At 48.0% G+C, this 26,475-nt stretch carries 24 protein-coding genes; 17 read left to right on the forward strand and 7 right to left on the reverse strand.

Annotated elements, in window-relative coordinates:
- The first annotated feature begins 356 nt into the window (after positions 1 to 356).
- Both fusA and B160_RS0103115 read left to right on the forward strand, forming a co-directional pair.
- A complete protein-coding gene (fusA, locus tag B160_RS0103110; protein WP_018626405.1) occupies positions 357 to 2,504 on the forward strand; it encodes an elongation factor G in 2,148 nt (715 codons plus the stop codon).
- 112 nt (positions 2,505 to 2,616) lie between these two features.
- On the forward strand, positions 2,617 to 2,901 hold the full coding sequence (locus tag B160_RS0103115) for a GNAT family N-acetyltransferase (RefSeq protein ID WP_018626406.1): 285 nt from the start codon (positions 2,617 to 2,619) through the stop codon (positions 2,899 to 2,901).
- Here the strand turns inward: B160_RS0103115 and B160_RS0103120 are convergent.
- Together B160_RS0103120 and B160_RS0103125 are read right to left on the reverse strand one after the other, a co-directional pair.
- Positions 2,879 to 4,027: a toxin-antitoxin system YwqK family antitoxin gene (locus tag B160_RS0103120; RefSeq protein WP_018626407.1), complete on the reverse strand. Its 1,149-nt coding sequence runs from the start codon at positions 4,025 to 4,027 to the stop codon at positions 2,879 to 2,881. The genes B160_RS0103115 and B160_RS0103120 overlap by 23 nt on opposite strands.
- Before the next feature lie 3 nt (positions 4,028 to 4,030).
- Positions 4,031 to 4,507 carry a hypothetical protein gene (locus tag B160_RS0103125; RefSeq protein ID WP_157557862.1) on the reverse strand — a complete coding sequence of 159 codons (477 nt, stop codon included), beginning with the start codon at positions 4,505 to 4,507 and terminating at the stop codon, positions 4,031 to 4,033.
- Between the two features lie 342 nt (positions 4,508 to 4,849).
- Between B160_RS0103125 and B160_RS0103135 the strand changes: the two genes are divergently transcribed.
- Positions 4,850 to 5,599, forward strand: coding sequence for a lysophospholipid acyltransferase family protein (locus B160_RS0103135; RefSeq protein WP_018626410.1), 750 nt, complete (start codon positions 4,850 to 4,852; stop codon positions 5,597 to 5,599).
- 99 nt (positions 5,600 to 5,698) lie between these two features.
- On the opposite strand, the gene ccsA is transcribed toward B160_RS0103135, so the two are convergent.
- Together ccsA and B160_RS0103145 are read right to left on the reverse strand one after the other, a co-directional pair.
- Positions 5,699 to 8,284: a cytochrome c biogenesis protein CcsA gene (ccsA, locus tag B160_RS30420; RefSeq protein ID WP_018626411.1), complete on the reverse strand. Its 2,586-nt coding sequence runs from the start codon at positions 8,282 to 8,284 to the stop codon at positions 5,699 to 5,701.
- A 6-nt stretch (positions 8,285 to 8,290) separates the two neighbouring features.
- Positions 8,291 to 8,743 carry a cytochrome c maturation protein CcmE domain-containing protein gene (locus B160_RS0103145; protein WP_018626412.1) on the reverse strand — a complete coding sequence of 151 codons (453 nt, stop codon included), beginning with the start codon at positions 8,741 to 8,743 and terminating at the stop codon, positions 8,291 to 8,293.
- Positions 8,744 to 9,022: 279 nt separating this feature from the next.
- Here B160_RS0103145 and B160_RS0103155 point away from each other — a divergent pair, with 279 nt between their 5' ends.
- Together B160_RS0103155 and B160_RS0103160 are read left to right on the forward strand one after the other, a co-directional pair.
- Positions 9,023 to 9,370 (forward strand): HesB/IscA family protein, encoded by a 348-nt coding sequence (locus B160_RS0103155; RefSeq protein ID WP_018626414.1) that lies wholly within the window; start codon positions 9,023 to 9,025, stop codon positions 9,368 to 9,370.
- Between the two features lie 9 nt (positions 9,371 to 9,379).
- A complete protein-coding gene (locus B160_RS0103160) occupies positions 9,380 to 10,285 on the forward strand; it encodes a class I SAM-dependent methyltransferase (protein WP_018626415.1) in 906 nt (301 codons plus the stop codon).
- 12 nt (positions 10,286 to 10,297) lie between these two features.
- On the opposite strand, the gene B160_RS0103165 is transcribed toward B160_RS0103160, so the two are convergent.
- Entirely contained in the window at positions 10,298 to 11,134 is an 837-nt protein-coding gene (locus tag B160_RS0103165) for a glutaminyl-peptide cyclotransferase (RefSeq protein ID WP_018626416.1), read from the reverse strand.
- A 193-nt stretch (positions 11,135 to 11,327) separates the two neighbouring features.
- Here B160_RS0103165 and B160_RS0103170 point away from each other — a divergent pair, with 193 nt between their 5' ends.
- From B160_RS0103170 to B160_RS0103180, 3 genes are all read left to right on the forward strand, one after another.
- On the forward strand, positions 11,328 to 11,789 hold the full coding sequence (locus tag B160_RS0103170) for an Lrp/AsnC family transcriptional regulator (protein WP_018626417.1): 462 nt from the start codon (positions 11,328 to 11,330) through the stop codon (positions 11,787 to 11,789).
- 4 nt (positions 11,790 to 11,793) lie between these two features.
- Complete coding sequence (locus B160_RS28285; RefSeq protein WP_018626418.1) at positions 11,794 to 12,771, forward strand: EamA family transporter; 978 nt, start codon at positions 11,794 to 11,796, stop codon at positions 12,769 to 12,771.
- A gap of 103 nt (positions 12,772 to 12,874) precedes the next feature.
- Entirely contained in the window at positions 12,875 to 14,605 is a 1,731-nt protein-coding gene (locus B160_RS0103180) for a phospho-sugar mutase (RefSeq protein WP_018626419.1), read from the forward strand.
- Positions 14,606 to 14,806: 201 nt separating this feature from the next.
- Here B160_RS0103180 and B160_RS0103185 read toward each other — a convergent pair whose 3' ends face one another.
- Together B160_RS0103185 and radC are read right to left on the reverse strand one after the other, a co-directional pair.
- On the reverse strand, positions 14,807 to 16,447 hold the full coding sequence (locus B160_RS0103185; protein ID WP_018626420.1) for an FMN-binding glutamate synthase family protein: 1,641 nt from the start codon (positions 16,445 to 16,447) through the stop codon (positions 14,807 to 14,809).
- A gap of 381 nt (positions 16,448 to 16,828) precedes the next feature.
- On the reverse strand, positions 16,829 to 17,521 hold the full coding sequence (radC, locus tag B160_RS0103190) for a RadC family protein (protein ID WP_018626421.1): 693 nt from the start codon (positions 17,519 to 17,521) through the stop codon (positions 16,829 to 16,831).
- A 128-nt stretch (positions 17,522 to 17,649) separates the two neighbouring features.
- On the opposite strand from radC, the gene B160_RS0103195 reads away from it, so the two are divergent.
- The 9 genes from B160_RS0103195 (at position 17,650) to B160_RS0103235 (ending at position 26,255) form a co-directional block, all read left to right on the forward strand.
- Complete coding sequence (locus B160_RS0103195) at positions 17,650 to 18,603, forward strand: ribose-phosphate diphosphokinase (protein WP_018626422.1); 954 nt, start codon at positions 17,650 to 17,652, stop codon at positions 18,601 to 18,603.
- A 21-nt stretch (positions 18,604 to 18,624) separates the two neighbouring features.
- Positions 18,625 to 19,203 (forward strand): 50S ribosomal protein L25, encoded by a 579-nt coding sequence (locus tag B160_RS0103200; RefSeq protein ID WP_018626423.1) that lies wholly within the window; start codon positions 18,625 to 18,627, stop codon positions 19,201 to 19,203.
- A 77-nt stretch (positions 19,204 to 19,280) separates the two neighbouring features.
- A complete protein-coding gene (gene pth, locus B160_RS0103205; RefSeq protein ID WP_026309489.1) occupies positions 19,281 to 19,856 on the forward strand; it encodes an aminoacyl-tRNA hydrolase in 576 nt (191 codons plus the stop codon).
- A 28-nt stretch (positions 19,857 to 19,884) separates the two neighbouring features.
- Positions 19,885 to 20,496 (forward strand): fumarylacetoacetate hydrolase family protein, encoded by a 612-nt coding sequence (locus B160_RS0103210; RefSeq protein ID WP_018626425.1) that lies wholly within the window; start codon positions 19,885 to 19,887, stop codon positions 20,494 to 20,496.
- A gap of 64 nt (positions 20,497 to 20,560) precedes the next feature.
- On the forward strand, positions 20,561 to 20,899 hold the full coding sequence (locus B160_RS0103215; protein ID WP_018626426.1) for a hypothetical protein: 339 nt from the start codon (positions 20,561 to 20,563) through the stop codon (positions 20,897 to 20,899).
- A 74-nt stretch (positions 20,900 to 20,973) separates the two neighbouring features.
- Positions 20,974 to 23,358: a TonB-dependent receptor gene (locus B160_RS0103220; protein ID WP_018626427.1), complete on the forward strand. Its 2,385-nt coding sequence runs from the start codon at positions 20,974 to 20,976 to the stop codon at positions 23,356 to 23,358.
- 200 nt (positions 23,359 to 23,558) lie between these two features.
- Entirely contained in the window at positions 23,559 to 24,053 is a 495-nt protein-coding gene (locus tag B160_RS0103225) for a thioredoxin family protein (protein WP_018626428.1), read from the forward strand.
- 20 nt (positions 24,054 to 24,073) lie between these two features.
- On the forward strand, positions 24,074 to 24,553 hold the full coding sequence (locus B160_RS0103230) for a DUF4442 domain-containing protein (RefSeq protein ID WP_018626429.1): 480 nt from the start codon (positions 24,074 to 24,076) through the stop codon (positions 24,551 to 24,553).
- Positions 24,554 to 24,851: 298 nt separating this feature from the next.
- On the forward strand, positions 24,852 to 26,255 hold the full coding sequence (locus tag B160_RS0103235) for an MBL fold metallo-hydrolase RNA specificity domain-containing protein (protein ID WP_018626430.1): 1,404 nt from the start codon (positions 24,852 to 24,854) through the stop codon (positions 26,253 to 26,255).
- The last annotated feature ends 220 nt before the right edge of the window (positions 26,256 to 26,475 follow it).

Below are 26,475 nucleotides of genomic sequence, written 5' to 3' on the forward strand. Positions count from 1 at the left end.
ACCGGATCGGATAACATGGTGATGTTGCATTTACAGGATATTTCCCGTTCAAGCAATTAAAACCGGCAATATGAGAAATGTCCATCCTTTTTTTCTTTCAGCCTTTGGACACTGTTTTACTGTAGGCAAATAGAGAACCGACTCCATAGCCCCTTACTGCAAAAATCCGGGTTTTTTACACGCATGCCACAATTAATCCACATTTAAGGTGATTCAAATCGATTTTTTGTGATATTTTCTTACCTTTGCAGCCTTAAATTCCATTTTTTTGCTCAGACAGGTATTTTTATTTTTTAAAGTATTGAAAATGAGCAAAGTGGGGTTTTAAAATAAATAATTTCAACTATAGCAAAATCATGGCAGATTTAAAATTTCAAAGGAACTTTGGTATTGCCGCGCACATCGACGCTGGTAAAACCACTACAACGGAACGTATTTTACGTTACACCGGTATGATTCACAGGATTGGTGAAGTACACGAAGGTGGTGCTACTACCGACTGGATGGAGCAGGAAAAAGAGCGTGGTATTACCATTACTTCTGCTGCCGTTAGCTGTAAATGGAACTTCCCTACTGATAAGGGTAAGGCTACAAATGCAACTAAAGAATATTCTTTTAACATTATTGATACTCCGGGACACGTGGACTTTACCGTAGAGGTGGAGCGTTCCATGCGTGTACTGGATGGTCTGATCGCTTTGTTCTCTGCGGTTGACGGGGTAGAACCTCAGTCGGAAACCGTATGGCGCCAGGCAAACCGTTACCGCGTTCCCCGGATCGGTTTTGTAAATAAAATGGACCGTTCCGGTGCTGATTTTCTGAACGTGGTAAAACAGGTTCGGGAAATGCTGGGTGCAAAAGCGGTGCCCCTCCAGCTGCCCATCGGCGCAGAAGACAATTTTAAGGGAGTGGTGGACCTGATCAAGAATATCGGGATCATTTGGGATGATGCCACAGAAGGGATGACCTATACGGAGATACCGGTTCCTGATGATATGAAAGAGGAAGTGGAAGAGTGGAGAGCACACCTGATCGAAGCTGTTGCGGAATATGATGATCAGCTGATGGAGAAATTCTTTGAAGATCCGAATACGATCTCTGAGGACGAGATCCATGAGGCCATCCGTAAAGCAGCCATCGACCTGAGCATCGTTCCGATGATGTGCGGTTCTTCTTTCAAAAATAAAGGCGTACAAACAGCACTGGATGCGGTTTGCCGCTACCTGCCTTCTCCTGTGGATGTTGAAGCCATCGAAGGTCATGACCCCGATGATCCTGAAAAAGTATTGACCCGGAAGCCGGATGCAAAAGAGCCGTTTGCTGCATTGGCCTTTAAGATCATGACCGATCCGTTTGTGGGCCGCCTGGCGTTCTTCCGTTGTTACAGCGGTCACCTGGATGCCGGTTCTTATGTGCTGAACGTAAGAAGCGGTAAGAAAGAGCGGATCAGCCGTATCATGAAAATGTTTGCCAACAAGCAAAACCCGGTTGATTTTATTGAAGCGGGTGATATTGGTGCGGCGGTTGGATTTAAAGAAATTAAAACAGGGGATACCCTTTGCGACGAGAACCACCCGATCGTTCTGGAAAACATGTTTATTCCGGAACCGGTGATCTCCGTAGCGGTGGAGCCTAAAACACAGGCCGATGTGGATAAAATGGGTATGGCCATTGCGAAGCTGGTAGAAGAAGATCCTACATTGCGTGTAAAGACCGATGAAGATACTGGCCAGACCATCCTGAGTGGTATGGGAGAGTTGCATCTGGAGATCATCATCGACCGGATGAAACGTGAGTTCAAAGTGGAAGTAAACCAGGGCGCGCCCCAGGTAGCTTATAAAGAGGCTTTCAACACAACCATAGAGCACAGGGAAACCCTGAAAAAACAAACCGGTGGTCGTGGTAAATTTGCAGATATCCAGTTTAGCCTGGGGCCGGTGGATGAAGACTGGAAGAAAGAGAACCCCGACAAGAACTACCAGTTCGTAAACGACATTTTTGGTGGTGCTATTCCGAGAGAGTTTGTTCCCGCTATCCAGAAGGGTTTTGAAACCTCTATGACCAATGGTGTGCTGGCCAACTACCCGGTAGACAATATGAAGATCCGTGTATTTGACGGAAGCTTTCACGCGGTGGATTCGGATTCTATGTCGTTTGAGCTTTGCGCCAAGCAAGGCTTCCGCGAGGCTGCCCGTAAAGCAAAACCTGTGCTGCTGGAGCCCATCATGAAGGTAGAGGTAACCACGCCTGAACAATACATGGGTGATGTGACCGGTGACCTGAACCGTCGTCGTGGCATGATGGAAGGTATGGATACCCGTGCGGGTGCGCAGGTGATCAAAGCCCAGGTGCCGCTGAGCGAAATGTTCGGATACGTAACGCAGCTGCGTTCGCTGACTTCCGGCCGTGCTTCCAGCACCATGGAGTTTTCACATTACACTCCGGCTCCTACCAATATTGCCGAAGAAGTGGTTGCAAAAGTGAAAGGGAAAGTAACTGCTTAATAACAGTTACCCAATGGAATAATGAAGCCCCGGCTATGGCCGGGGTTTTTTAATGGGGGTTGCTGATGTGTTTATTTTGGAGTACATTTAATAACAACAATTAAAACAGGCAATGGAGATCATACAGGAGGAAGACGGAAAAAAGGGCGTATTTAAGGCCATCAGCGGGGAAGTAGTTGCCGGGGCCATGACCTATGTTTGGGCCGGTGATGCAAAGTTTATCATCGATCATACGGAAGTGAACCCCGCATTTGCCGGGCAGGGTGTGGGCAAAAAACTGCTGATGAAGGCGGTGGATTTTGCAAGGAGCCGCAAGGTAACGGTCATTCCGCTTTGTCCTTTTGCGCGGTCTGTGTTTGAAAAGCTAAAAGAGATCAGGGATGTTCTGTCTCTGTAGAAGATGGGTACTTAAAACGCAATGGCTTATGAAATGTTTTGCGAACCACATACTCGGGTATCTGTATCTTATGATTATCGACCAGGACAGAAAAGAAAAAATCTGCTTCAATTTTTTCATCCCTGAGAAAAGAGGGCTTCCATTTCCGGAACTTCATAATGCTGTTATAAACATACCTTTCAAGCAGCGTATCGTTAATAGTGGAAGCAACGTTCAGGTTTAGCAGGTCCTTTTGGGTGCCGATCTTCAGGCCAACGATCAACCATTGATCTTTGGGGGATAAAGAGCAGGTGTCAAATGTCGCCTGTAGACTATTGGTAAGTGTTGACAGCCAAAAAACATCTCTGGTATGCCTGTTATAATCACCCGGACAGGTAATTGAACTTTGAATCAGCTGGAGAACTTCGTTCCCGTAGTATACCGATAAGCCTGTATTAGGTGTTTCAGTATAGTCTTGGTCATTCGCCCTTGAATGGATATAGTTTCCATCTTTGTATAATTCTTCAGAGACCGGCTTCCTCGCATCAAGGTTCGAGAAGGTCCAGAAGCCGGATCTTTTCCCATTGATCAGGTTCCCCTCCGTTTCAAATTTTATACAGGCAGAACGTTTGCTGAATGCCGTTTTAAAATGGCCGTTCCCGTCTTTTACGATCTGCCTGTTGTCTGCTGTAAATGCTTCCATAACCAGGGGAAACCCATTTTCATAGAAATACACTTTTTGCGGGATCCCGGTTGGGTAGTAAAATCTCCAGGTCCCGGTTCTGATCCCTTCTTTATATTGTCCCTCTTCCTTTAATTGTCCGTTGGAATAATAGTATCTGGCAGGACCCTCCAGACTGCCGTTCTTTACTATAGCGTCCAGATATACTTTCCCATTCATAAAGTAATCATGAAAACGCCCGGTCACATTAAGATATAGAGGGTCTAATTTACCTACCCTGTAATAATCTGCGCAACGTTTACCTGTTATGCCTCCGAAGCAACTGAAGTAGATCCTAACGCTGTCAGAAGCGTAGACCTCGGCAAAATCGCCGATACTGAAGTTGTCCGGGAGCGTACCTTGCCCGCGGACGCTCCCTGTATTTAGCAGCAGCATTATCAAAATAAACAGGAAGGGACCTTTCATAAGTTATTGTTTGAATTGTATGATCTTTTTTACAAAACCGGGAAGGCTGCTGTTATTTACCGGATAATGGTTTAGTGAGAGCAGGAGGATCATGATCTGCTTGTTGACCGGCATAGATACATAAATGGAATAGCTCTCTTTATCATCGTCTATAAATGTAAGAATGCTTCCCTGTACCTGTTTATTATGGATCAGAAATTGAGCCTTCTTTTCTTTAACCTTATATCCCACGGCTTTCATAAAACCTACATAAGGCCTTTTTGTAGAAGGATATCGCCCTTTGTTATGGTAGCTCCATTCAATGCTCCAATCCTTACCCGCAACGCTGTGTTTTGTTTTTGCAACACAGGTGTCAGGAACAGCCATCGTTAGCGAGCAGAATGAGACGGAGTCAATAATAAATCCTTCCTGGGCAAATAACCGCTGATTCAAAAATAATAAAAGGAAGAGCGCTGTTGTCCGGTATGTGATAGTCTTCAAAATAATCATTAAGGTTTAGCCCAATGTCCTGGTCAGGTCACAAAGATAAAAAAAATACCAACAACCGGCCATTTAACAGGATTTTGCTTTTGGAGGCAGGATTGTTGTTGCACCCGCCGGATAAAATCCACAAATAAATGTATTATATTTATCAAAGGATATCGGCTATGGCTGAAATTGAATGATCGGGCAGGTAATGGGTATTAATTATTTGAGGGGTCAGTATTGGACCAGGCAGGGCAGTAGTAAATGGCCTGACCATGACTCCCGCAAAAAAAAACCGGATGCAGGGTTTAAACCCTTTTATTTGATTATATTGACCCCAAAAATCTCCGTACGAATATGGGCAAACGAACCGGCCGCCTCAGAAACGTAAATATTGTAAGGAAGTTTGTTCATTTTACGGTAGGATTATTTACATATCCGGGTATTGCCATCATGAACAAGCTGCGGATTCACGGGATGGAGCACCTTAAAGACCTTCCTTCCCACAATGTGCTGTTTGTGAGCAACCATCAGACCTATTTTGTGGATGTGATCACGTTCTTTCATATTCTTTCCGCGCACAAATGGGGGAAGAAGGATCGGTTAGGGGTTCCTTATTATTTTCTGAACCCCTATACCAGGGTCAACTATGTGGCGGCGGAGCAAACGATGAAGAGCAGCTGGCTGAGCCGGCTGTTTTTACTGGCTGGCGGGCTTACGGTAAAACGGACCTGGAACGAGCACAGTAATGAAAAACGCACAGGCCTTGATCCCTCCGATACGCGAAAGATTCAGCGGGCACTGGATAAGAACTGGGTGATCACGTTCCCGCAGGGCACGACCACTCCTTATGCCCCGGCACGAAAAGGTACGGCACTGATCATCAAACATCATAAGCCGATCGTGATCCCCGTGGTCATCAGCGGATTTTCCCGCGCATTCAATAAAACGGGCATTACCCTCAAAAGGAAGGGAACCCCGCTTTCCGTAACCTTTAAGCCACCCCTGCAGATCGATTATGAAGCTTCTGCCCTGGAGATCACCTGCCAGATCATGGATGCCATTGAGCAAAGCAAAGAGTATATGCCGGAGGTATTGCAGCATTGAGCAAACAGCGGTCAGCATCAACTGCTAATGGCCAATAGGCCTCAGGCAGGAAGCGGATTTAACGGGAAACCTTGAACTTTAACCTCAAACCAAAAAAGGTTACCGTACCCGGTTCAGCCGTATCCTACGGGCCATGCTGATCAATGTGCCGATAACGGTAATGATCACTCCGCCCCAAAGCAGGTTGATATAAGGGAATTTGTAAGCCTTTAAAGTGACATATTCCATTACACTGGAAGATTCTTTTACCCCGATCTGCGCCGAACCGTTGTGAACATCATTGAGCTGCAGCACCAGGCTTTGTGCCATAACAGTGTCCTGCGACTGGAACAATACCTGTCCCTTACCCTTGATGAGCAACAGGTCTGACTGGTAGGAGGGGCCGTTGATGGATTGTACTTTTAATGAGGCCGTATAGCCGGTATCGGACCGGTCAAAGTTCTTCAGCGGGAGGTTGTCTTTCCCGATCAGCTTTTCCAGTACAATAAATCCGCGGCTGTAATAGATGGTATCACCGGTCTTTTTGGTGCTCACGGCAAACTGGGCCGTGTCCCTATTCTTCGTCGGGTCCGGTAATGCCGAAACATAGGTAAATACATCATGATCCCAATAATGCCGGGCAGAAGGGTTGGCCATCAGGCCTTCATTTCCTTTGTAATTAATGAATGCATTCGGGTATAAGGTAAAGCTGTCTTCCGGTGATTTAAAGTGGATCTTGAAATAGGTGAGCGCTTTTTTGGGATGCGCAGAATCCCCTGTATAGGTTACTTTATATTGCCCCATTGTCATGGGTACGCCTTTAATTAATGTGAGATTTTCCCCAGAGATCTCCTTGCTTTCCTTTCCAAAGTCAATGGCAATGCCGCTGGTATTGTGCGACAGTACTTCTTTTTTTCCCGAAGAAAGCAGGATACCCACCAGGACCAGGCCAAAACCAAAGTGCGCAATAGAGCCACCGCTGTTCCGGATATTGCCTTTAAGGCTGGTGAGCATATAAGTGATGTTGGCCACAACGGCGTAAACACCCGCCACCAGGGCGATCCAGATATTGATCAGGAATCCCAGCCCTTCCTTATCATAGTTGATCTTTATGACCACAAGGATAAATGTAGCTACCACCGCACTGATCAGCGTAGGCAGGGCGATCTTCTTTAAAAAGATATTCCCGGGAGTACTTTTGTACCGGAAGTACTGGGCTACTGCTGTCAGCACACCAATGATGATCGCCACCAGCACCTGGATCTGGTTATAAGCAAATTCGCTATTCTCCCCCGGCGCGGTATTTAATTTGTAAAGCTTGTTGAAAACCGGCAGCGAGGTTTGAAAAATAATGATCAGTGAAGACAGGAATAAGACCAACGCCCCGATAAACATCCAGAACTCCCTGGAGCTGGCGCTTTCTTCTTTTTTTACGGCGGGTACCTGCTTGTTCATCAATACAATGAACGTGATGATGCCCGCGAGGATTACGTACAGGGGAAATCCGGGGATCACTTCGGCAAGAAAATAGGTGCCTATAGAAAGCGCAGTTGCCACCAGGGCAATGATGGCGCGCTGGCGGTTGGTGGTGGCTGCCACAAAAGGCATCAGCCATACAAACACCAGCAGGAACAGAAAGAGCTGGCCATTCATCCCGATGTCAGCAAACGCGTGAACCGATGCCTCGCCCAATACCCCGCTTTTAGTGAGGAAGGTCGAATAGAGTACAAAGATGAATTCTAAGCCGAAGAACAGGAAAGTGGCTCTCAGCGAAAAGCCGGTATGCTTGAAGACCAGCAAGGTGTGCACGCCCGCAACCAGGATCAGCCAGGGAACAAGCGACGCGTTCTCCACGGGGTCCCAGGCCCAGTAGCCGCCGAAGTTCAGCGACTCATAGGCCCATTTGGCACCCATCATGATCCCCAGTCCGAAGATGGCGACCGAGAAGAGCGCCCAGGGCAATGCTTTGTGGATCCATTCCTTTGTTTTTCCGGTCCACAGCCCCGCCATTGCATAAGCAAAAGGAAAGAGGGTAGAGGCAAATCCAAGAAACAGTACCGGTGGGTGGATGGTCATCCAGTAATTCTGCAGCAGCGGGTTCAGGTCGTTCCCGTCTTTGATCAGTGTCATATAATCCGGGCGTATAGGATTTGCGGTATCAAACCCCACGTGCATCACCGGAGCATTGTCCAGAACACCGGACTCTCGTAAGAGTATAAACGGATTGGAGCCGATCTTTACATCAAAAATATAAATACCCAGGATCATGGTAGCCAGGAAGAACTGGGCAAAACTAACGATCATCATTACCGGCGCTTCCCATTCCTTGTCCTTACGGATCACGATCAGCCCCAGGATGCAATGCCAGATGGTCCAGAGCAGGGTACTGCCTTCCTGGCCCTCCCAAAAGGCGCTCAGGATGTATTTCAATTCAAGGGAGCGGCTGCTGTGCTGCCACGCATATTTATATTCAAACAGATGATGGTAAAGGATGTGCAACAGTGCGGCAAAAATAATAAAGACAGAAGCGACTTCTATAATGAACGCACCACGGGCCAGCTTTAGCCAGCGGCGCCGGTCCTCAGGCACAAGGGCTTTTGTAGCTTTGAAATAACTGAAACTGGCCGCCAGGGAAGCAACAAGGGATACAATTACAAAAAAATGTCCTACTTGTCCGGGCAGTAAATCCTCACCAATGTAATTCATTCGTTTCTATTGTTTGCCCCCGGTAGCAGATGGCCGGGTATTAATATATGTCGTTTTTGTATCTCCCTGCGGAACGTGTTTGGAGGGATCCTGGTCTTTATATTTGCTCGGACATTTGGTTTGAATACTCTGGCATTCAAAAACATTGCCGGTATATTTTCCTTTCATCACCAGGCGCTCACTTAGTTCAAAGTTTTCGGGCTTGGGATTGTGATATACTACGCTGATCTTTTGACCCAGGCTGTCAACGGCGGTAAATGCCAGGTAGTTGGGATTTTTAACGGCGTCGTATTCCAACGGTTCGCTTTTGTCCCATTTGGCCATCAGATGCACAAATTTACCCGGTTTGGCCTTGGCTGTAGCCACCGTATCATAGGTGGTAGTGGTTTGTAGAAAGCTTACCAGAACAGCAATGGCGGCTGCCACAAGGATCAATAGAACGATATGAATTTTTTTCATTACCGGGGTTTAAAATTTTGGCAAAGGTACATCAATTGCCCTCATATTTTACACTAACATTACAATTGGGGAATTGTTGCAGCAACGTTAAAAAATTATTGATTGGTAGCCGCTGGGCATTGAAACACCGGGTATTGGCAACGATCGGAATGGGAGGTTATGGAATGTCATGGCTGCTTTGCGGGAAAACGTCATCCGCAAAGTCTCTGTGTTTCAGTACTTCTGTGGCTATCCGGTACATCAGCAGCAAAGTGGGCATAAAATGACTAATTTTGTAAAATGGAAAATAGCGTAGCAGAAGCACCGGTAACACTTACCGAAGGTGCTGTAAAAGAAATAAAAAGGCTGATGAGCTCTCCAGGGTTTGAAGCGGATCTGTATCTGCGTGTGGGAGTGAAGGGAGGCGGGTGCTCCGGGTTGAGTTATATGCTGGGCTTTGACAAAAAAGAGGCCAACGACAGGATATTTGAAGTGGAAAGTATCCCCTGCATTATCAATAAAGCCCATGAGCTCTATCTTGCCGGTATGGAAGTAGACTGGTCGGACGGGCTCAATAACCGTGGTTTTACATTTTCTAACCCCAATGCTTCCAGCACCTGTGGTTGCGGAACCAGTTTTGCCGTTTAAATGGATCGGATGCCCCAGGTACATTACAATGCCTGCCCGGTTTGCGGCAGCCCGCAGATCCGGCCGGTCTTTTTAGTAAAGGACTATACCGTTAGCGGTGAAGTATTTCCGGTAGAGGAGTGCCGGTCCTGTTCGCTGCGGTTTACCCAGGATGTCCCGGATCAGGAGTCGATCGGGCCCTATTATAAATCAGAGGATTATATATCCCATTCCAATACCAGCAAAGGGATCATCAGCCGGATCTATAAACGCGTGCGCGCCCGTACAATGCAGCAAAAGGCTGTGCTTGTAGAGCGGTATGCTCAAAAGCGCACGGGGCGATTGTTGGACCTGGGCTGCGGAACGGGAACTTTTTTGGATACGATGAAAAACAGGGGCTGGCAGGTGGCCGGCCTTGAACCGGATGCGGATGCACGCAGCATGGCAAAGCAACTTTATAACCTGGAAGTAGCACCATCACATGAGCTATACGAGCTGGCAGAAGACCAGTTTGACGCGATCAGCTTATGGCATGTGCTGGAGCATGTGCATGCGCTGCATGCCTATATGGACCAGCTGAAGCGTGTATTGAAACAAAGCGGTGTACTGCTGATCGCTGTTCCCAACTATACCAGCAGGGACGCCGATATTTACGAGCAGTATTGGGCGGCATATGATGTGCCCCGGCATCTCTACCATTTTTCACCGGAAGCCATGAAAGTGTTAACGGCACAACATGGGCTGCGCATAGAAAAATTGTTGCCCATGTGGTTCGACAGCTTTTATGTAAGCCTTTTGAGCAGTAAATACAAATACGGAACCACCCGTTATATCGGTGCGGGGCTTCACGGGCTTTCTTCCAATATCAATGCTGCCGGCAATACCCAAGAATGCAGTTCGGTGATCTATGTGATCCGCAAGGAGCAGAAAGGTTGAAAGCCTGAAACGTTAGTTCCCAAACTGCACCTCATACAATTCAGGCCAGTTCTTTCCCGTGATGTAGATCTTTTTGGTATCATGGTCGTAGGCGATCCCGTTGGGGACATTCTCTGCGTTGGCGGAGTCCTGGCTTTTTAAGCGGTCCCAGATGGAGGTCAGGTCAACTTTCCCCACCACCAGCCCGTTGGCCGGGTCGATCTTAAAAATAACGGGATAGGTCCATTTGTTTGCATAAACGTACCCGTCAATATATTCCAGCTCATTAATAGAGTCTACAAAATCACCATCCATGGTTATCGATTGTGTCCGGAGCAATTGAAAAGTGGTCGGGTTATAATAGTAAAGGTTGCTGGATCCGTCGCTTACGATCAGCTCCTTTCCATCTGTAGTGATGCCCCAGCCTTCGGTGTTGATGGGAAACTCCTTTACTTTTTTCATATCAGGAAGGGTGTAAACAAATACGACCTTTTCTTTCCAGGTAAGCTGGTAAACGGTATCGTTCAGTACCGTGATCCCCTCGCCAAAATACTTATCTGCCAGGGTAACGGTTTTTTCCGCTTTTCCGGTCTTCAGGTTCACTTTCATCAGCTCGGAAGCTCTTCCCTCCGGGGCATAAGACGCTCCGCCGGTACCTTCGTATAACTGCCCTTTATGGATCACCAGGCCTTGCGTAAATGAGCCCGTGTCGTGCGGATAGGTATTGATAACGGAAATGCCGATATTCTTTATGGTGTTTGCCGCAGGTGCATCTGTTGGCGAAGCGGGGGTTTTATCATTTTCATTACAAGAGATCAGCAATGCGATCAAAGCAATAGCCGGGAAAGAACAGAAATTTTTTTTTATCATAATGGATCATTTATCGCCGAAAGGCGGATGCAAAAATAAAGAAACTTCAAAAGAATGCAGCTCCGCTTCCCTGCTTTAACAAAGATTAATAAAAGCGGATCTGAACAAACTGCGATAAATATTGTATATTTTAGAATAATGTTCTGATTTTTGTATTCAGATCAGAATATAATTAAATTTAAAAATACAAATAATGGAAATAAACCTCGATGAAACGGACCTGATCATTTTGCGTTTGTTACAGGAAGATGCCCGGATCACTAATGTGGCGCTGGCCGCACAGCTGAAAATGGCCCCTTCGGCAACGCTGGAGCGGGTGCGGAAGCTTGAAGAAAAAGGAGTGATCCGGGGATACAGTGCAGGAATTGACCCACTGGCGGTGGATAAGGACCTGCTGGTTTTTATTTTTATTAAAACCAAAGACAGTTTTGCAGATGATAAATCTGCCCGGTCGCTGGCGGCCATTCCCCAGGTAATGGAAGTGCACCACATTGCAGGGGATGATTGTTATTTGATAAAGGCAAGACTTTCCAGTCCTACGGAACTAATGGAACTCAAGCGGTCGCGCTTTAGTAAGATCGCCAACATTGTCTCTATGCGTACCACGATCGTTCTGGAAACGGTAAAAGAATCTACTCACATTTCAATTGATTGATCTTATGACTCAGAAAAAAGCACCTGCTGTTCTGCTGGTGGTGCTGGCATTTGCCGCAGTATATCTTATTTGGGGATCGACCTACTTTTTTATTGAACGTGCGGTGAAGTTCATTCCCCCGATGCTGCTGGGTGGACTTCGTTTTGTTACGGCAGGCATCATCATGCTGGTATGGGTAGCGCTGAGGGGGGAGCGTGTATGGAACCGGTCGGCTATCCTGCATTCTGTGGCCAGCGGGGTGCTGATGCTTTTTGTGGGAAATGGAGCCGTTATATGGGCAGAGCAGTACCTGCACAGCTCTTTTGTGGCCATTTTCCTGGCGTCTGCGCCGATCTGGTTCCTGGTCTTTGATAAACCCAACTGGGCCGATAATTTTACCAACCGGTACACCCTGCTGGGAGTATCCGTGGGGCTGATCGGGGTTATTGCCCTGTTTTATGAAAAAATAACCGGGGATAACAGCAAACAGGGACTGGTGCCCTTACTGGCCATTTTTATCGGCAACATCGGATGGGTACTGGGATCCCTGTATTCGAAATACAAGGTAAAAGATGTATCGCCTTCGGTGAATTCTGCCTGGCAGATCCTTTCTGCAGGACTGGTATTTTTTATCATCGGTTTTGGAGACGGCAGTATTGCACGGGTAAACTGGTCAACCATTCCTGCCGAAGGCTGGGGATCGCTCATTTATCTGATCGTTTTCGGATCGATCATCGGATACAGCGCCTATGTATTCCTGCTCAGTGTGCGGAGTGCCGCCCAGGTAAGCAGCTACGCTTATGTAAACCCGCTGGTGGCGGTACTTTTGGGCGTATGGTTCAACGGGGATCATCTGACCACGTTGCAACTGGCAGGGTTGGTGATCATACTGGGGAGTGTATTCTTCATCAATCTTGCCCGGAAGGAGCGGGCAAGAAAACATACCCGGCTGCATACCCCGGAAGGACAGAATGACCGTGCCATGGAGCGCCGGAGTGCCTGAATGGAGACCGGACAGCATCATAAAATTCTTTGCAGAAATTGAAGCCGGCAAATCCGCTGATTGCAAATTATGATTATCTTACAAGCTGTAAAAATACTTGACTATGGATAATGTGATTCAGCAGAAGATCGATCAATGGTTGCAGGGCAATTATGATCCGGATACAAAAAAGGAAATTGAAAAGCTGCAGCAAGAAGACCCCCGGGAGCTGGAGGATGCGTTCTATCAGAACCTTGAATTTGGAACGGGTGGCCTCAGGGGTATTATGGGGGTAGGCACCAACCGGATGAATAAGTACACCGTGGGAATGGCTACCCAGGGCTATGCCAACTACCTGCTGCAATCCTGGCCCGGTGAAGAAGTGCGTGTGGCCATTGCTCACGATAGCCGCAATAACAGCCGTTTTTTTGCGGAAACGACCGCCCATGTTTTTGCCGCCAATGGAATTAAGGTATTCCTTTTTGAGTCGCTGCGGCCCACCCCCGAGCTTTCGTTTGCCATCCGCACATTAAAATGCCAGGGAGGTGTTGTTTGTACGGCATCGCACAACCCCAAAGAATATAACGGCTATAAGGCATACTGGAACGACGGGGGGCAGCTGGTGCCACCGCATGATAAGAATGTAATTAAAGAAGTGGAAAAGATCGCTTCGGTGGATGATGTGAAATGGAGCGGAGGTGATGCCAATATCACGCTGATCGGGAAAGACATCGATGAGCAGTACATCGAAATGGTAAAAGAGCTGAGCGTATTTCCTGATGTGATCGAAAAACAGAGCGATCTTAAAATTGTGTACACGCCCATACACGGTACCGGCATCACCCTGGTACCGCAGGTGCTGGAGCGCTTCGGGTTTAAGAATGTACAGATCGTAGCAGAGCAGAAAACCCCGGATGGGAATTTTCCCACCGTGGCCTACCCCAACCCGGAGGAAAAAGAAACCATGAGCATCGGGCTGGCAAAAGCCAAGGAGCTGGATGCCGATATTTTGCTGGGTACGGATCCGGATGCAGACCGGGTGGGCATCGGCATTAAGAACAACCATGGAGAATGGGTGCTGATGAACGGGAACCAGACAGCGGTGCTGGCCTTTAATTACCTGCTGGAAGCACGTAAGGAAAAAGGAATTGCGCAGCCCAATGACATGATCATTACAACCATCGTAACCACCGGTATGGTAGACGACCTGGCGGCCGGCTATGACGTACATTGTTACCGGGTGCTGACCGGCTTTAAATGGATCGCCGAAATGATCCGGGAAAAAGAAGGCAGGGAGCATTATATTACCGGGGGAGAGGAAAGCTTTGGTTTAATGATCGGCGATAAAGTGCGCGATAAGGATGCGGTGAGCGCCGTAGCCTTGCTTTGCGAAATGGCGGCGTACGAAAAGAACAACGGGAAAACCCTGTTTGATAAATTAATTGAGCTGTATATCAAGTTTGGCTTTTATAAAGAGAAGCTGATCTCCATTACCAAAAAGGGGATGGATGGCCAGCAGCAGATTGCTGCCATGATGCAGGACTACCGGAACAACCTGCCCAAAACGATCAACGGCGTAAAAGTAACGCGTGTGCTGGATTACCAGAGCCGTAAATCAACAGACCCACACACGGGTGATGCGGCAGAGATCCTTCTTCCCCAATCCAATGTGTTGCAGTTTGTGCTGGAAGACGGCAGCCTTGTGTCTGCCCGCCCCAGTGGTACGGAACCCAAGATAAAATTCTATTTCAGCGTAAAAGAAAAACTGGAAAATGCCGCACAGTTTGACGCGGCAGATCAACAGCTGAACGCAAAAATTGAGGGCATCATTGCGGATATGAAATTAGATTCGTGACCACAGGGTACCCTCTTTGAAGTTGCGGTCGGATTTACTCAATGTTTACACGGTTTCGATGTTCAGCTCTTGTTTCCGGATGTAGTGGGCCGGTTGAATGTGGTTAGGATTGTTGAATGTTGAGATCCGATCCGTGTTTATGCTCCGATCTCAAACCGGAGCTCTCAGGTCCTGTTCCTCAATTCTGACGGCTCATGGTTGTTAGCTGACAGCTTTATCCTTTGTTCCTTCTTCGCTCCAGCTGCCAATGCTGGGCCATCCCCAATGGTGCTCGTCTGCGTAGGCAAAATCGTGCTTATGCTTTTCCGGGATCTCTCCTTTGACCAGGGCGCCGGGCGGGATCGAAGGGTAGATCTCTTCAAACGTGAACATGGAGGTTAAACTGATCCTCCGGTAAACATGCGAACGCGTGATGTCCTGCATCCTGTTCAGTCCGGCAGCGCCCATCAGCTCAACAAATGTTTTTACGGTGTATTTATGGTAATTGGCCACACGCAATTTCTTATCTTCCACAACCAGCCCCTTTGTCAGTTTGGGATCCTGGGTGGCAACGCCGGTAGGGCAGCGGTTGGTATTGCATTGCAGAGCCTGGATGCAGCCAACAGCCAGCATCATGGCCCGGGCACAGTTGCAGGCATCGGCACCCAGCGCGGCCGCCCGGGCAATATGAAAGCCGGTCATGATCTTACCGGAGGCAATGATTTTGATGTGCTGCCGGATGTTCAATCCCCGTAATATATCGTCTACAAAAGCAAGTCCGTCCAGCAGGGGCGCCCCCACATAATTGGAAAATTCCTGTGGAGCTGCACCGGTACCGCCTTCCCCGCCGTCTACAGTAATGAAATCGGGATAGGTATCCTGGCTGATCATGGCCTTGCAAACAGCAATGAACTCGCTTTTATGGCCAATACACAGTTTAAAGCCGACAGGTTTGCCTCCAGAAAGCGCGCGCAGCTGCTTTATAAAAAGGATCAGCTCCTTTGGAGAACTGAAGGCCGTGTGAAAGGGAGGCGATTCTACCGTTGTGCCGGGTTGTATATGCCGGATGCGTGCAATTTCCGGAGTGTTTTTTGCGGCTGGTAAAATACCACCGTGACCGGGCTTGGCTCCCTGGGAGATCTTGATCTCGATCATCTTTACATTCGGGATCCCGGCTTTTTGGGCAAAAAGCTCCGGTGAAAAATTGCCCTCCTCATCCCGGCAGCCAAAATAGCCGGTACCGATCTGCCAGATGATATCGCCGCCTTGTTTGAGGTGATAGTCGCTCAAACCACCCTCGCCGGTATTATGGGCAAAGTTGCCGATCTTCGCACCCCCGTTCATCGCTTCAACAGCGTTTGCGCTCAAAGAGCCGTAGCTCATGGCAGAAATATTTAGGATGCTGCCGCTGTACGGCTGTTGGCAATCCTTGTTCCCGAATGCCACACGCGGATTGTGGTCGAGGGCTTTAAAGTTTTTGGGCGCAATGGAATGGCAGATCCACTCATAACCCGGGGCATATACATCCAGCTGCGTACCAAACGGCATGGTATCGTTATCCAGTTTGGCGCGTTGGTACACGGTAGACCGGTCGATGCGGTTGATGGGGCGTCCGTCAATATCCGATTCAATAAAGTATTGATAGATCTTCGGGCGCAGTTCTTCCATTACATAACGCAAACGGCCAAAGATGGGATAGATCCTCCGGATGGTATGTTTGGTTTGCAACATATCATAGTAGCCCATAACGGAAAGTATGAGCGTGATCCCGAATACAACATACCAGTTCTTGCTGATGTACCAGGAAAGAAGGAACGAAATGACCAGTATGATAATGGAAATGACCAGGAATGTACGCCTCATAAAAAAACAGGTTATGAATTCACCTGCGAATGTAGTAAGAAACGAACAATTATTAGTTTTTGGTTGAAAGCCTGTTTGAAGTTCCGGGCTGGGCCCCTGTTTTGTTGCGCATGGATCACAGGTCCTGTTAAGGTCCCCTTATTATGGCTCTTCGTGTTGAGCTGGAATTAGCTGGTCCGGCAGCTTGTCTGTTATCTAAAATCTATGGCCCGTCGTTTTTAAAAGTTTGCGTTTCTTTACTGGTGAGCTACCCGTAGCCAATGGCGCTCGGGTGACGGGGCTGCCTCGAGGGGCGATTTATATTGTTTCACGTCAGATCCGTTTCCTGTTTGACGTTCTATTGACAGATTTCCACATTTTCAAATTCTGAACTGATAACGCTTAATCAAACATGCCTTCATCCGCAAAACTATAATAGCCCTCATCGCTTACAATGATATGGTCCATCACCCGGATGTCGAGAAATTTTGCCGCTTCACGGATCTTGTGGGTAAGGAATGCATCGGCCTTGCTGGGTGAAAGATTGCCGGATGGGTGATTGTGTGCCAGGATGATGCCCACTGCGTTTTTTTCAAGTGCTTTTTTCAGGATCACGCGCGGGTCAGCCACGGTTCCGGTAATACCTCCTTTGCTCACCACTTCAAAGTGGATGGCTACATTGTTCTGATTGACGAAGATAACGGCAAAAACTTCGTGCTGCAGGTCTTTCAGCCTGCTCCGGAGGTATTCCCCGATCTGTTTACTGGTATTCATCAGTGGCCGTTGCAGCAGTTCACCGCTTTGCCTCCGGCGACCCAGTTCCAATGCAGCACTGATGGTTACGGCTTTGGCCTTGCCGATACCCTTTATTTGCATAAAGCTGGCAAGGGTTTGTTTGCCCAGTTCATTCAGGTTGTCGTTGCTGAGTTTGAGGATCTCTTTGGCAAGATCCAGCGCTGATTGTTCCGGCGTACCATTCTGGATCAGTAAGGCAAGCAGTTCAGAATTGCTGAGAGTGTGGGCTCCGCGATTGATAAGTTTTTCCCGGGGCCGGTCGTCCTTCGCCCAGTTCCGGATGGTATTCGTGTTTTTCATCGTCTAATTTACAAATTCTTCTCCGGTGAAAAAATTTTTTTAATGATCCGATTTTGCTTGGAATTTTGCCAAGGTTATTAATATCTTCGCCGCTCATTTAGTAACAAATGGAGTCCCCACTTTTCAATATGCATTCAGCCAAAATTTTTGCGGGTACGGCATCCCGTGCGTTAGCAGAAGAAATATGCCAGAGGTACGGCTGCCAGTTAGGGCAGATACATACGCAGCGTTTCAGCGATGGAGAGATCTATGTCAACTTCCTGGAAAGCGTTCGTGGCGATTATGTATTCCTGGTGCAAAGCACCTACGCGCCCTCGGACAATCTTATGGAATTGCTTTTGATGATCGATGCAGCCAAGCGGGCGTCGGCGTACAAGGTGATCGTGGTAATGCCTTATTACGGGTATGCGCGCCAGGATCGCAAGGACCGCCCGCGGGTAGCGATTGGCAGTAAGCTGGTTGCCAATATGTTAACTGCTGCGGGGGCCGACCGGATCATTACGATGGACCTGCACGCCCCTCAGATCCAGGGCTATTTCGACATTCCGGTGGATCATTTGGACAGTCATGCAGTTTTTATCCCATATGTAGAGCAATTACGGCTGGAAAACCTTACCTTTGCAGCCCCTGACGTGGGGGCAACCAACCGGATACGGGAAATTGCCACCTATTTTAACGCAGAAATGGTGATTTGTGATAAGCACCGGAAACGGGCAAATGAAATTGCCAGCATGCGGGTGATCGGTGAGGTGGAAGGCAGGAACGTGGTCATTATCGATGATATCTGCGATACCGGCGGTACACTGGCAAAAAGCGCCGGGCTGTTGATGGAAAAAGGCGCAACAAGCGTGAGGGCGATGATCACGCACCCTATATTGAGCGGAAAGGCCTACGAAAATATAGAGAGCAGCGTATTGAAAGAGCTGGTAGTGTGTAATACCATCCCGCTCCAGAAAACCAGTCCGAAGCTCCGGGTGATTTCCGTAGCCGACTTATTTGCAATAGCAATTAAGCACGCGTTTGAAAATAAGAGCATCACAAGCCTTTTTGTGCACTCAAATTTAAGAACGTCCAATCCTTAGTAAATTAAAACAATATCATAAATGAAAACAATTACAATCGAAGGACAACTGAGGACCGAATTTGGCAAAAGAGCCACCCGCCAGGTTCGCTCTCAGGGCGCTGTGCCTGCTGTAATTTACGGGGGTGCTAAAGAGATCAATTTCAGCGCGCCTGCAGCAGCGTTCAAAGGACTGGTTTATACACCAAACTTTCAGCTGGCCGAAGTAAAGCTGGACGGCGCTATGTACAGGTGCATTCTGAAAGACCTGCAGTTTGACAAAGTGACCGATGAGCTGATCCATGTGGATCTTTTGGAGCTTTCCGAAGACAAAAAAGTGATCGCTACCATTCCCCTGAAATTCACCGGCTCGGCAAAGGGTGTAAAAGATGGCGGACGCTTTGTATCCAAGATCAAGGCATTAAAAGTAAAAACGCTTCCTAAACACCTTCAGGAAGTGATCGAAGTGCCCATTGATGCATTGGAGATCAATGAAAACATCCGCGTGGAAGACGTGAAGGCCGAAAACATGGAGATCCTGAACTCTCCGCGTATTCCCATCGCTTCTATCGTAATGACAAGGCAGTTGAAGCAGGAAGAAGCGGCTGCAGCTAAGAAATAGTTTTTTTAATAAAGCATAAAAAAGCCTGCATCAAATTGATGTAGGTTTTTTTATTTTTGATATTTTTGATAAACGGGATGAAATATTTATTAGCAGGCTTAGGAAATATCGGAAATGAATATGCGCATACCCGGCATAATATTGGGTTTGATATCATCGCCGCATTTGTTCGCAAACATGGCGGGGAATTTAGAAGCGACCGACTGGCTTATGTGGCAGATGTAAAAATAAAAGGCCGTACCGGTATTTGTATTTGTCCAACGACCTATATGAATTTGAGCGGTAAAGCGCTGAAATTCTGGTTGGAAAAAGAAAAGATCCCTTTGGAGCGCTCCTTAACAGTTTTGGATGATCTGGCACTGCCCCTGTCGAAAATGAGGATAAAGCCTGCGGGGAGTGATGGGGGGCATAACGGGCTGAGGAGCATACAGGCATTGCTGAACACAACAGCCTATCCAAAATTAAGATTTGGGATCGGCAGCACTTTCCCAAAGGGGATGCAGTCCGAGTTTGTGCTGGGCAGATGGCAAAAGGAAGAAGAAGCAGTGGTAAAAGTCAAAATTGAAAAAGCGGTAACCGCCATTGAAATATTCATGTTTCAGGGCATTGAGGCTGCGATGAACGAAATAAATAACAAAGAATTTACGTTGTAATTAGACAGATTTAAAATCCTACTGTATTATGAAAATTATTTGTATCGGGCGAAATTATGCAGCGCATGCCAGGGAATTGGGCAACGAGATCCCTGAAGATCCCGTGGTGTTCCTGAAACCCAAGAGCGCCCTGTTGCGGCCTCACCTGCCGTTTTATTATCCCGAATTTACCAATGAATTGCACTATGAATGCGAGCTGGTGATCAGGGTTTCCAAGAACGGGCGGTACATCAACCGACGATATGCCAACCAGTACTATGATGCGATCACACTGGGCATCGATTTTACCGCACGTGATCTTCAAAATGAATTGAAAAAGAAAGGGTTGCCCTGGGAAAAAGCAAAGGCCTGGGACAATTCTGCCGTGATCGGGAAATGGCGGCCGGTAAATGATTTTGAGAACCCCAAAAATATAAATTTCGGGTTGTATAAGAACGAGGAGCTGGTACAGCATGGCAACTCTTCAAAAATGATTCACAACTTTGAATCGATCCTGTCGCATGTTTCCAAATACTTTACATTGAATATTGGTGATATCATTTTTACCGGAACCCCGGAAGGTGTTGGTGAAATTGTAACCGGGGATGCCCTTGAAGGAATCCTGGAAGATGAAAGTGTATTCCAGGTAACCGTTGAATAAAAATTACCATTTTATTTCGGTGTAAGAGAAGATACTGCTATTTTTGCAACAAGGATTCAAAAAATTGAAAAAGCGCAAGCGGATACATCATTTTCTGGGCTGGGTCATGCTGGTAGTATTTACTATGGGCATCACCCCAAAGATCTATCTGCATGATGCGTTTACACACCATAAAGATCAGCTTTTCAGCAGCGCCGGCAAACAACAGAAAAGCATAGGCGCTTTTGAGTACAGCTGCGGATTCATCAATATTGAAGGTACTGCTCCGTTCCTGGGGCCCGATTGCTTTACGGAACCGTTTGTGCCCCTGCCGGTAAATGAATGCCCGGTAGAAAAAACAGCGGACCTGCTTCACCGGTTTTTACCCCATGTTACCTTAAGAGGGCCTCCCTCCATCATTTAATAATAGAACAGCTGACTGCGGAACACACCGGTTAATGGCTTGTAAAAGCCACATTCTTCTATTTATTAAATGTAATGATGCAAAAAAAACTATTGGGACTTTTGGTCCTGCTACAGATCGTTTTTATTGGAAACGCTGCCCCGGTGATTGATGAAGAGGCCCCGGGCGGCTCACTTAAGGGCATTGTAACAGATGCTTTAACAGGACAACCGTTGCCGGAAGCAACTATTTCGTTCCCGGACTTAAAAGTAGATGTTACGGCCGGCAAGGACGGCGCCTACTCCATCCGTTCCCTGCCCAATGGCCGGTTTATGACAACGGTCTCTTATGTGGGATACCGGTCCTTTGTGGGAATGGTTGTGGTCAGCGGTGCCACCGTAAAGGATTTCAAGCTGCAGATGTCTGTGGTGGAGAATGAAGCGGTGGTGGTTACCGGGATGTCTTCATCGACACAGCTGAAACATGCGCCCATACATATATCCGTCCTGTCGCAGCGGCAGCTGCAACAGTCTTCGGGAACCGGACTGCTGGATGCCGTTGCCAAAGTGCCGGGTGTGTCTATCATCACTACGGGCCCGGCGATTGCCAAACCTTCCATAAGAGGGCTTGGCTACAACCGGGTGGTAACGCTGAACGACGGTGTACGGCAGGAAGGCCAGCAATGGGGCGATGAGCATGGGATAGAAATGGATGAATACAGCGCCCAAAAGATTGAGATCCTTCGCGGCCCCGCTTCGCTGATGTATGGGAGCGATGCGATCGGAGGCGTATTGAATATACAGACCAATATTCCGGTACCCGAAAATACGGTAAAGGCCAACCTGTCGGGCAGCCTGAATGGCAACAGCAATATGCGGGGAGGCTATGCCAATGTTGCCGGAAATATAAACGGGTTCAACTGGAACGCATACGGGAGCTTAAAAAGTGCCGGCGACTACCGGAACCGATATGATGGCAATGTGCTCAACAGCCGGTTCAACGAAAAAAATGTTGGAGGGTATCTGGGCCTGAACAAGGAGTGGGGATATACGCATTTGATCTTTTCAAACTTTAACCAGCATGTAGGGCTGGTGGAGGGCGAACGGGATGAGGACGGCCGCCTGGTTTTGGAAGGATACGACCAAAATAACGGGCAGCCGGAGGGCCGGAGTCCGCTGATCCCAAACCAGCATATCCAGCATTTTAAAGTGGCGCTGGATAATAGTTTTACGCTGAGCGACGGAGGTCGTATCACGGTATTGGCCGCCTTACAGCGGAACCAGCGAAAAGAGTTTGCTGATATAGAGCAACCTGCTGATCCCGAAGCCTATTTTGACCTGCGCACCTTCAACTACAGCGCAGCCTATCATCTTCCGCTGATCGGTGGCTGGAAAACCTCGTTTGGAGCAAATGGCATGAGCCAGCAAAATAAAAACAGGGCAGCGGAAGCCCTCATCCCCGATTACAGCCTGCTGGATATCGGTGTTTACGGCTATGCCTCCAAAACCATCAGCAAAGCCACGGTCAGCGGCGGACTGCGGTTTGACCACCGTGCAATGAACAGCAAGCAGACCTTTGAAGAAGGGGAAGAAAAGTTTCAGGCCTTTACAAAAAAACTGTCCAGTTTCTCCGGCAGCCTGGGACTGGCATACGATTTCAGCGATCAGGTTACGTTCAAGGCGAATATCGGCAAAGGATTCCGGGCTCCCAATATGGCAGAGCTGGCGGCCAACGGCGTACACGAGGGAACCTTTCGCTACGAGATGGGGGACCAGGACCTGAAAAGCGAAGACGCCTACGCATTTGACCTGGGCCTGGATGTAAATACACAGCATGTTTCCCTGAATATCTCTCCCTATTTCAACCAGATCAACAACTATATCTACTATCAGAAATTACTGGCCGGATCGGGGGGCGATTCGATGATCAACGAGGTGACCGCTTATAAATTTACGCAGCAGAACGCCCGCATACTTGGAGTAGAAGCCACATTGGATATACACCCGCACCCGCTGGATTGGCTGCACTTTGAAAACTCATTCAGCTGGACAAGCGGCCGGTTTGCCCGGGCAGTTGACGGGTCGGCCAACCTGCCGCTGATTGCGCCGTTAAGACTGCTGACAGAGCTGAGGGCCGAGTTTCCGGCGCAGCTGAAGGCATTCCGAAATTTTTATGCAAAAATTGAAATGGACAATGTAGCCACCCAGGACCGTTTCTTTTCCGGTTATCATACAGAAACAACAACGCCCGGTTATACGCTTTTTAACGCAGGGCTTGGAACCGACGTGTTTTTGGGCGGACAAAAAAGAGCCATAGTGGTTTTAGCTGTGAACAATATCGGGGATGCCGCTTATCAGCAGCACCTGAGCCGGTTGAAATATGCACCGGAAAATCCGGCAACCGGACGTACAGGGGTCTTCAATATGGGCCGCAATTTTACGGTAAGGCTGATCCTGCCTTTTGTGTGGAAAATAAAATAACGGCAGGCATATTTCAAATTGACGTCCTGTTCTGATAAGAGAACGGCAATCCGCTATAAACAGGCTTTTGGGCCAGACCGGCCGGCGGAAGTGTTCTTTCGCCAGGTGCCCACACCTGCTATTCCATCACAAAAATAGTATACAAAATCACAGATCCACAGATCTGTGATTATATTTGTTGTGGTCATCAACTTATCAGCATGAAGCAATTTTTATTTTCCATAATGGCGCTTGTTACTGTCATTGTAACGGGTGCGCAGGATCTTAAACCCTTTCGCGTCTATAACCCGGAAGCCAACGCCCGGGAAGATCTGAAAAAGGCGGCGGCGAAGGCGAAAGAGCAAAACAAGCACGTACTGGTGCAGATCGGAGGCAACTGGTGCATCTGGTGCGCCCGGTTTGACCGGTTCACAAAAACAGATCCGGTGGTCGATTCATTGTTGCGGCGCTCTTATGTGGTGTATCATCTTAATTACAGCAAGGAAAATAAGAACCTGCCTGTTCTTGCAAACTATGGATTTCCCCAACGCTTCGGTTTTCCCGTGTTCCTGGTGCTGGACCAGCAGGGCCGGCTGCTGCATATACAGAACTCGGCATATCTGGAAGAGGGGAAAGGATATAGCAGCGAAAAGGTTTCCGGTTTTCTGGTGAACTGGGCTCCGGACGCGCTGAAGCCGGAAAAGTATAAAGAATAAATTCTGAACAGATCCGCCATATGAAAGCCGTTACATTTTTTAAGATCTTAAAACATCCTGTAAAATTCAGGATGTTTTTGTTGTCAAAGCTGCCCCTTGCCTTGATCGCAGGTTTGCGCATCCGGGAGATCGACCCGCAAAAATGTGTGGTGTCTGTACCGTACGGGTGGATGAATAAAAATCCTTTCCGGTCTACCTATTTTGCGGCATTGGCAATGGCTGCGGAGCTGAGCACCGGTGTGCTGGCGATGGCAGCCACACTGGACCGCCCGGTAAAAGTGGCACTGCTGGTAGTAAAACTGGAATCAGAGTATTTTAAGAAAGCGACAGGCATTACCCTGTTTACCTGTGCCGACGGGGAAGCGTTAACCCATACCGTTCAACAGGCGATCGATGAAAACCAGCCGCAGCAGTTTACCGCGACTTCCACCGGTGTTAATGAGCAGGGTGTGCCGGTTGCTGTATTTCGCATTACCTGGTCGTTCAAGGCCAGGAGCTGAGAGATCCTGTGTTTCTTCCAGGTGAAGTTCAACGTTTAATGTAAGATCCGGTTTTATGCTTCATCAGGCCACTGGGGAGCTTCATTTTACTTTTCAACGGCGGGTTTAAGGTTGTTAAAAATTATTGGAAGTGCCTGAAGGCTGTCCTCTGATAGCTGAAGGCTGATAACTGATAGCTAAAGACTGCCCGCTGATCATTGAAAGTCCGAAAATGAATTAAAATGATGAACATTATAAAATTCTTTCTTTATCTTGTTAGATAATAATAGAATCGTATCCAAAAAATAAAGTAAACAATATGAAGATTGCTTTTCATGGTGCGGCCCAAACGGTTACGGGCTCAAAGCACCTGATCACCTTAAAGAACGGGAAAAAAATATTGCTGGATTGCGGGATGTACCAGGGAATGGGCGACCGCACGGATGCCCTGAACCGGGACTTCGGGTTTGTCAGCAGTGAGGTGGATGTGATGATCCTTTCCCATGCACATATCGATCATTCGGGCCTGATCCCCAAACTGGTAAAAGAAGGATTTCGCGGCCGGATATTCTGCTCGCCCGCAACAAAGGACCTGACCCATATTTTGCTTATGGACAGTGCCGAGATACAGGAAAGTGATATGCGGTTCATGGAGCGGAAAAGACAGGGCGCTTCGCCCGAACTGTTACAGCCGCTTTATACCATTGAAGATGCGAAAAAAGCAATGGAACTGTTCGAAGCCCGGGAATATGGTACCTGGTTTGATGTAACGGATGGCGTACAGGTACAGTTTACGGATGCCGGTCATATTATCGGAAGCCAATGTGTGCATTTACGGATCCGGGAGGAGGGAAAAGAAACCCGGATCACCTTTAGCGGTGACCTGGGCAGGTACCGGGATGTGATCCTGAGGTCTCCGGAAGTATTTCCGCAGGCCGATTACATCATCATGGAATCTACCTATGGCAACAGCTTGCATGAAGACATAAAAGATACCCCCGAGATGCTGCGGGAGTGGATCAATAAAATTTGCCTCGAACGAAAAGGCAAGCTCATTTTTCCTGCCTTCAGCGTAGGGCGCACACAGGAGATCCTTTATGCGCTCAACCAGCTCAGTGCGCAGAATCTGCTTCCGAAGATCCCGTTTTATGTAGACAGCCCGCTAAGCATTGAGGCAACGGACGTGGTCAAGCGCTTTCCCCAGTACTTCAACCGCCAGATCCAGCATGTGCTCAAAAATGATGATGATCCGTTTAGTTTCCCGGGGCTTACCTATATCAAATCGGTTGACGAATCCAAGTCGCTCAACTTTAAAAACGGACCGCTGGTGATTATATCGGCGAGCGGGATGGCCGATGCCGGCAGGGTAAAGCACCACATCAGTAACAATATTGAAAACTCACGCAACGCGATCGTAATGACCGGGTATTGTGAACCACACTCGCTGGGCGGCAGGTTGCTGGCCGGCATAAAGGAGGTAGGCATCTTTGGGGTGGAGCACCAGGTAAATGCCGAGATCGGCCAGATCAGAAGCATGAGTGCTCATGGGGATTATGAAGATATGAGCCAGTGGCTGGCCTGCCAGGATCCAAAAGCTGTAAAGCAGCTGTTCCTGGTACATGGTGAGCCGGATGTGCAGGTAGACTTTAAAAAGCGATTGGTAAAAAAAGGATTCGTGGATGTATTGATCCCGGAACGGCATTTTGAGGTAGGGCTGGCATAGGAACGGAATATCTGTTCGGTGTTGGGAATAATTGAGGCAGCCTTGCATGTGGGTAGGGGGATGCGGCTATACGCATGCCCGCTTTTTTATTGAGATCCTTTCTCATGATCTCTAATATAATAAGAAAGGTCGTGGGCCCGGATTTGTATAACCGGTGGCGACCAAAAAATCGTTATTGTCATGCTGACCTGAAAATTCGGGATTGTTTCAGCATCAAAAG

The sequence above is a fragment of the Niabella aurantiaca DSM 17617 genome, assembly GCF_000374125.1.
GTDB classification, from domain to species: domain Bacteria; phylum Bacteroidota; class Bacteroidia; order Chitinophagales; family Chitinophagaceae; genus Niabella; species Niabella aurantiaca.

What these genes read in the sequence shown, in the direction of transcription:
- fusA (WP_018626405.1), top strand. Translation starts at nt 357, where the DNA reads ATGGCAGATTTAAAATTTCAAAGGAACTTTGGTATTGCCGCGCACATC.
- B160_RS0103115 (WP_018626406.1), top strand. Translation starts at nt 2,617, where the DNA reads ATGGAGATCATACAGGAGGAAGACGGAAAAAAGGGCGTATTTAAGGCC.
- B160_RS0103120 (WP_018626407.1), bottom strand. Translation starts at nt 4,027, where the DNA reads ATGAAAGGTCCCTTCCTGTTTATTTTGATAATGCTGCTGCTAAATACA.
- B160_RS0103135 (WP_018626410.1), top strand. Translation starts at nt 4,850, where the DNA reads ATGGGCAAACGAACCGGCCGCCTCAGAAACGTAAATATTGTAAGGAAG.
- ccsA (WP_018626411.1), bottom strand. Translation starts at nt 8,284, where the DNA reads ATGAATTACATTGGTGAGGATTTACTGCCCGGACAAGTAGGACATTTT.
- B160_RS0103145 (WP_018626412.1), bottom strand. Translation starts at nt 8,743, where the DNA reads ATGAAAAAAATTCATATCGTTCTATTGATCCTTGTGGCAGCCGCCATT.
- B160_RS0103155 (WP_018626414.1), top strand. Translation starts at nt 9,023, where the DNA reads ATGGAAAATAGCGTAGCAGAAGCACCGGTAACACTTACCGAAGGTGCT.
- B160_RS0103160 (WP_018626415.1), top strand. Translation starts at nt 9,380, where the DNA reads ATGCCCCAGGTACATTACAATGCCTGCCCGGTTTGCGGCAGCCCGCAG.
- B160_RS0103165 (WP_018626416.1), bottom strand. Translation starts at nt 11,134, where the DNA reads ATGATAAAAAAAAATTTCTGTTCTTTCCCGGCTATTGCTTTGATCGCA.
- B160_RS0103170 (WP_018626417.1), top strand. Translation starts at nt 11,328, where the DNA reads ATGGAAATAAACCTCGATGAAACGGACCTGATCATTTTGCGTTTGTTA.
- B160_RS28285 (WP_018626418.1), top strand. Translation starts at nt 11,794, where the DNA reads ATGACTCAGAAAAAAGCACCTGCTGTTCTGCTGGTGGTGCTGGCATTT.
- B160_RS0103180 (WP_018626419.1), top strand. Translation starts at nt 12,875, where the DNA reads ATGGATAATGTGATTCAGCAGAAGATCGATCAATGGTTGCAGGGCAAT.
- B160_RS0103185 (WP_018626420.1), bottom strand. Translation starts at nt 16,447, where the DNA reads ATGAGGCGTACATTCCTGGTCATTTCCATTATCATACTGGTCATTTCG.
- radC (WP_018626421.1), bottom strand. Translation starts at nt 17,521, where the DNA reads ATGAAAAACACGAATACCATCCGGAACTGGGCGAAGGACGACCGGCCC.
- B160_RS0103195 (WP_018626422.1), top strand. Translation starts at nt 17,650, where the DNA reads ATGCATTCAGCCAAAATTTTTGCGGGTACGGCATCCCGTGCGTTAGCA.
- B160_RS0103200 (WP_018626423.1), top strand. Translation starts at nt 18,625, where the DNA reads ATGAAAACAATTACAATCGAAGGACAACTGAGGACCGAATTTGGCAAA.
- pth (WP_026309489.1), top strand. Translation starts at nt 19,281, where the DNA reads ATGAAATATTTATTAGCAGGCTTAGGAAATATCGGAAATGAATATGCG.
- B160_RS0103210 (WP_018626425.1), top strand. Translation starts at nt 19,885, where the DNA reads ATGAAAATTATTTGTATCGGGCGAAATTATGCAGCGCATGCCAGGGAA.
- B160_RS0103220 (WP_018626427.1), top strand. Translation starts at nt 20,974, where the DNA reads ATGATGCAAAAAAAACTATTGGGACTTTTGGTCCTGCTACAGATCGTT.
- B160_RS0103225 (WP_018626428.1), top strand. Translation starts at nt 23,559, where the DNA reads ATGAAGCAATTTTTATTTTCCATAATGGCGCTTGTTACTGTCATTGTA.
- B160_RS0103230 (WP_018626429.1), top strand. Translation starts at nt 24,074, where the DNA reads ATGAAAGCCGTTACATTTTTTAAGATCTTAAAACATCCTGTAAAATTC.
- B160_RS0103235 (WP_018626430.1), top strand. Translation starts at nt 24,852, where the DNA reads ATGAAGATTGCTTTTCATGGTGCGGCCCAAACGGTTACGGGCTCAAAG.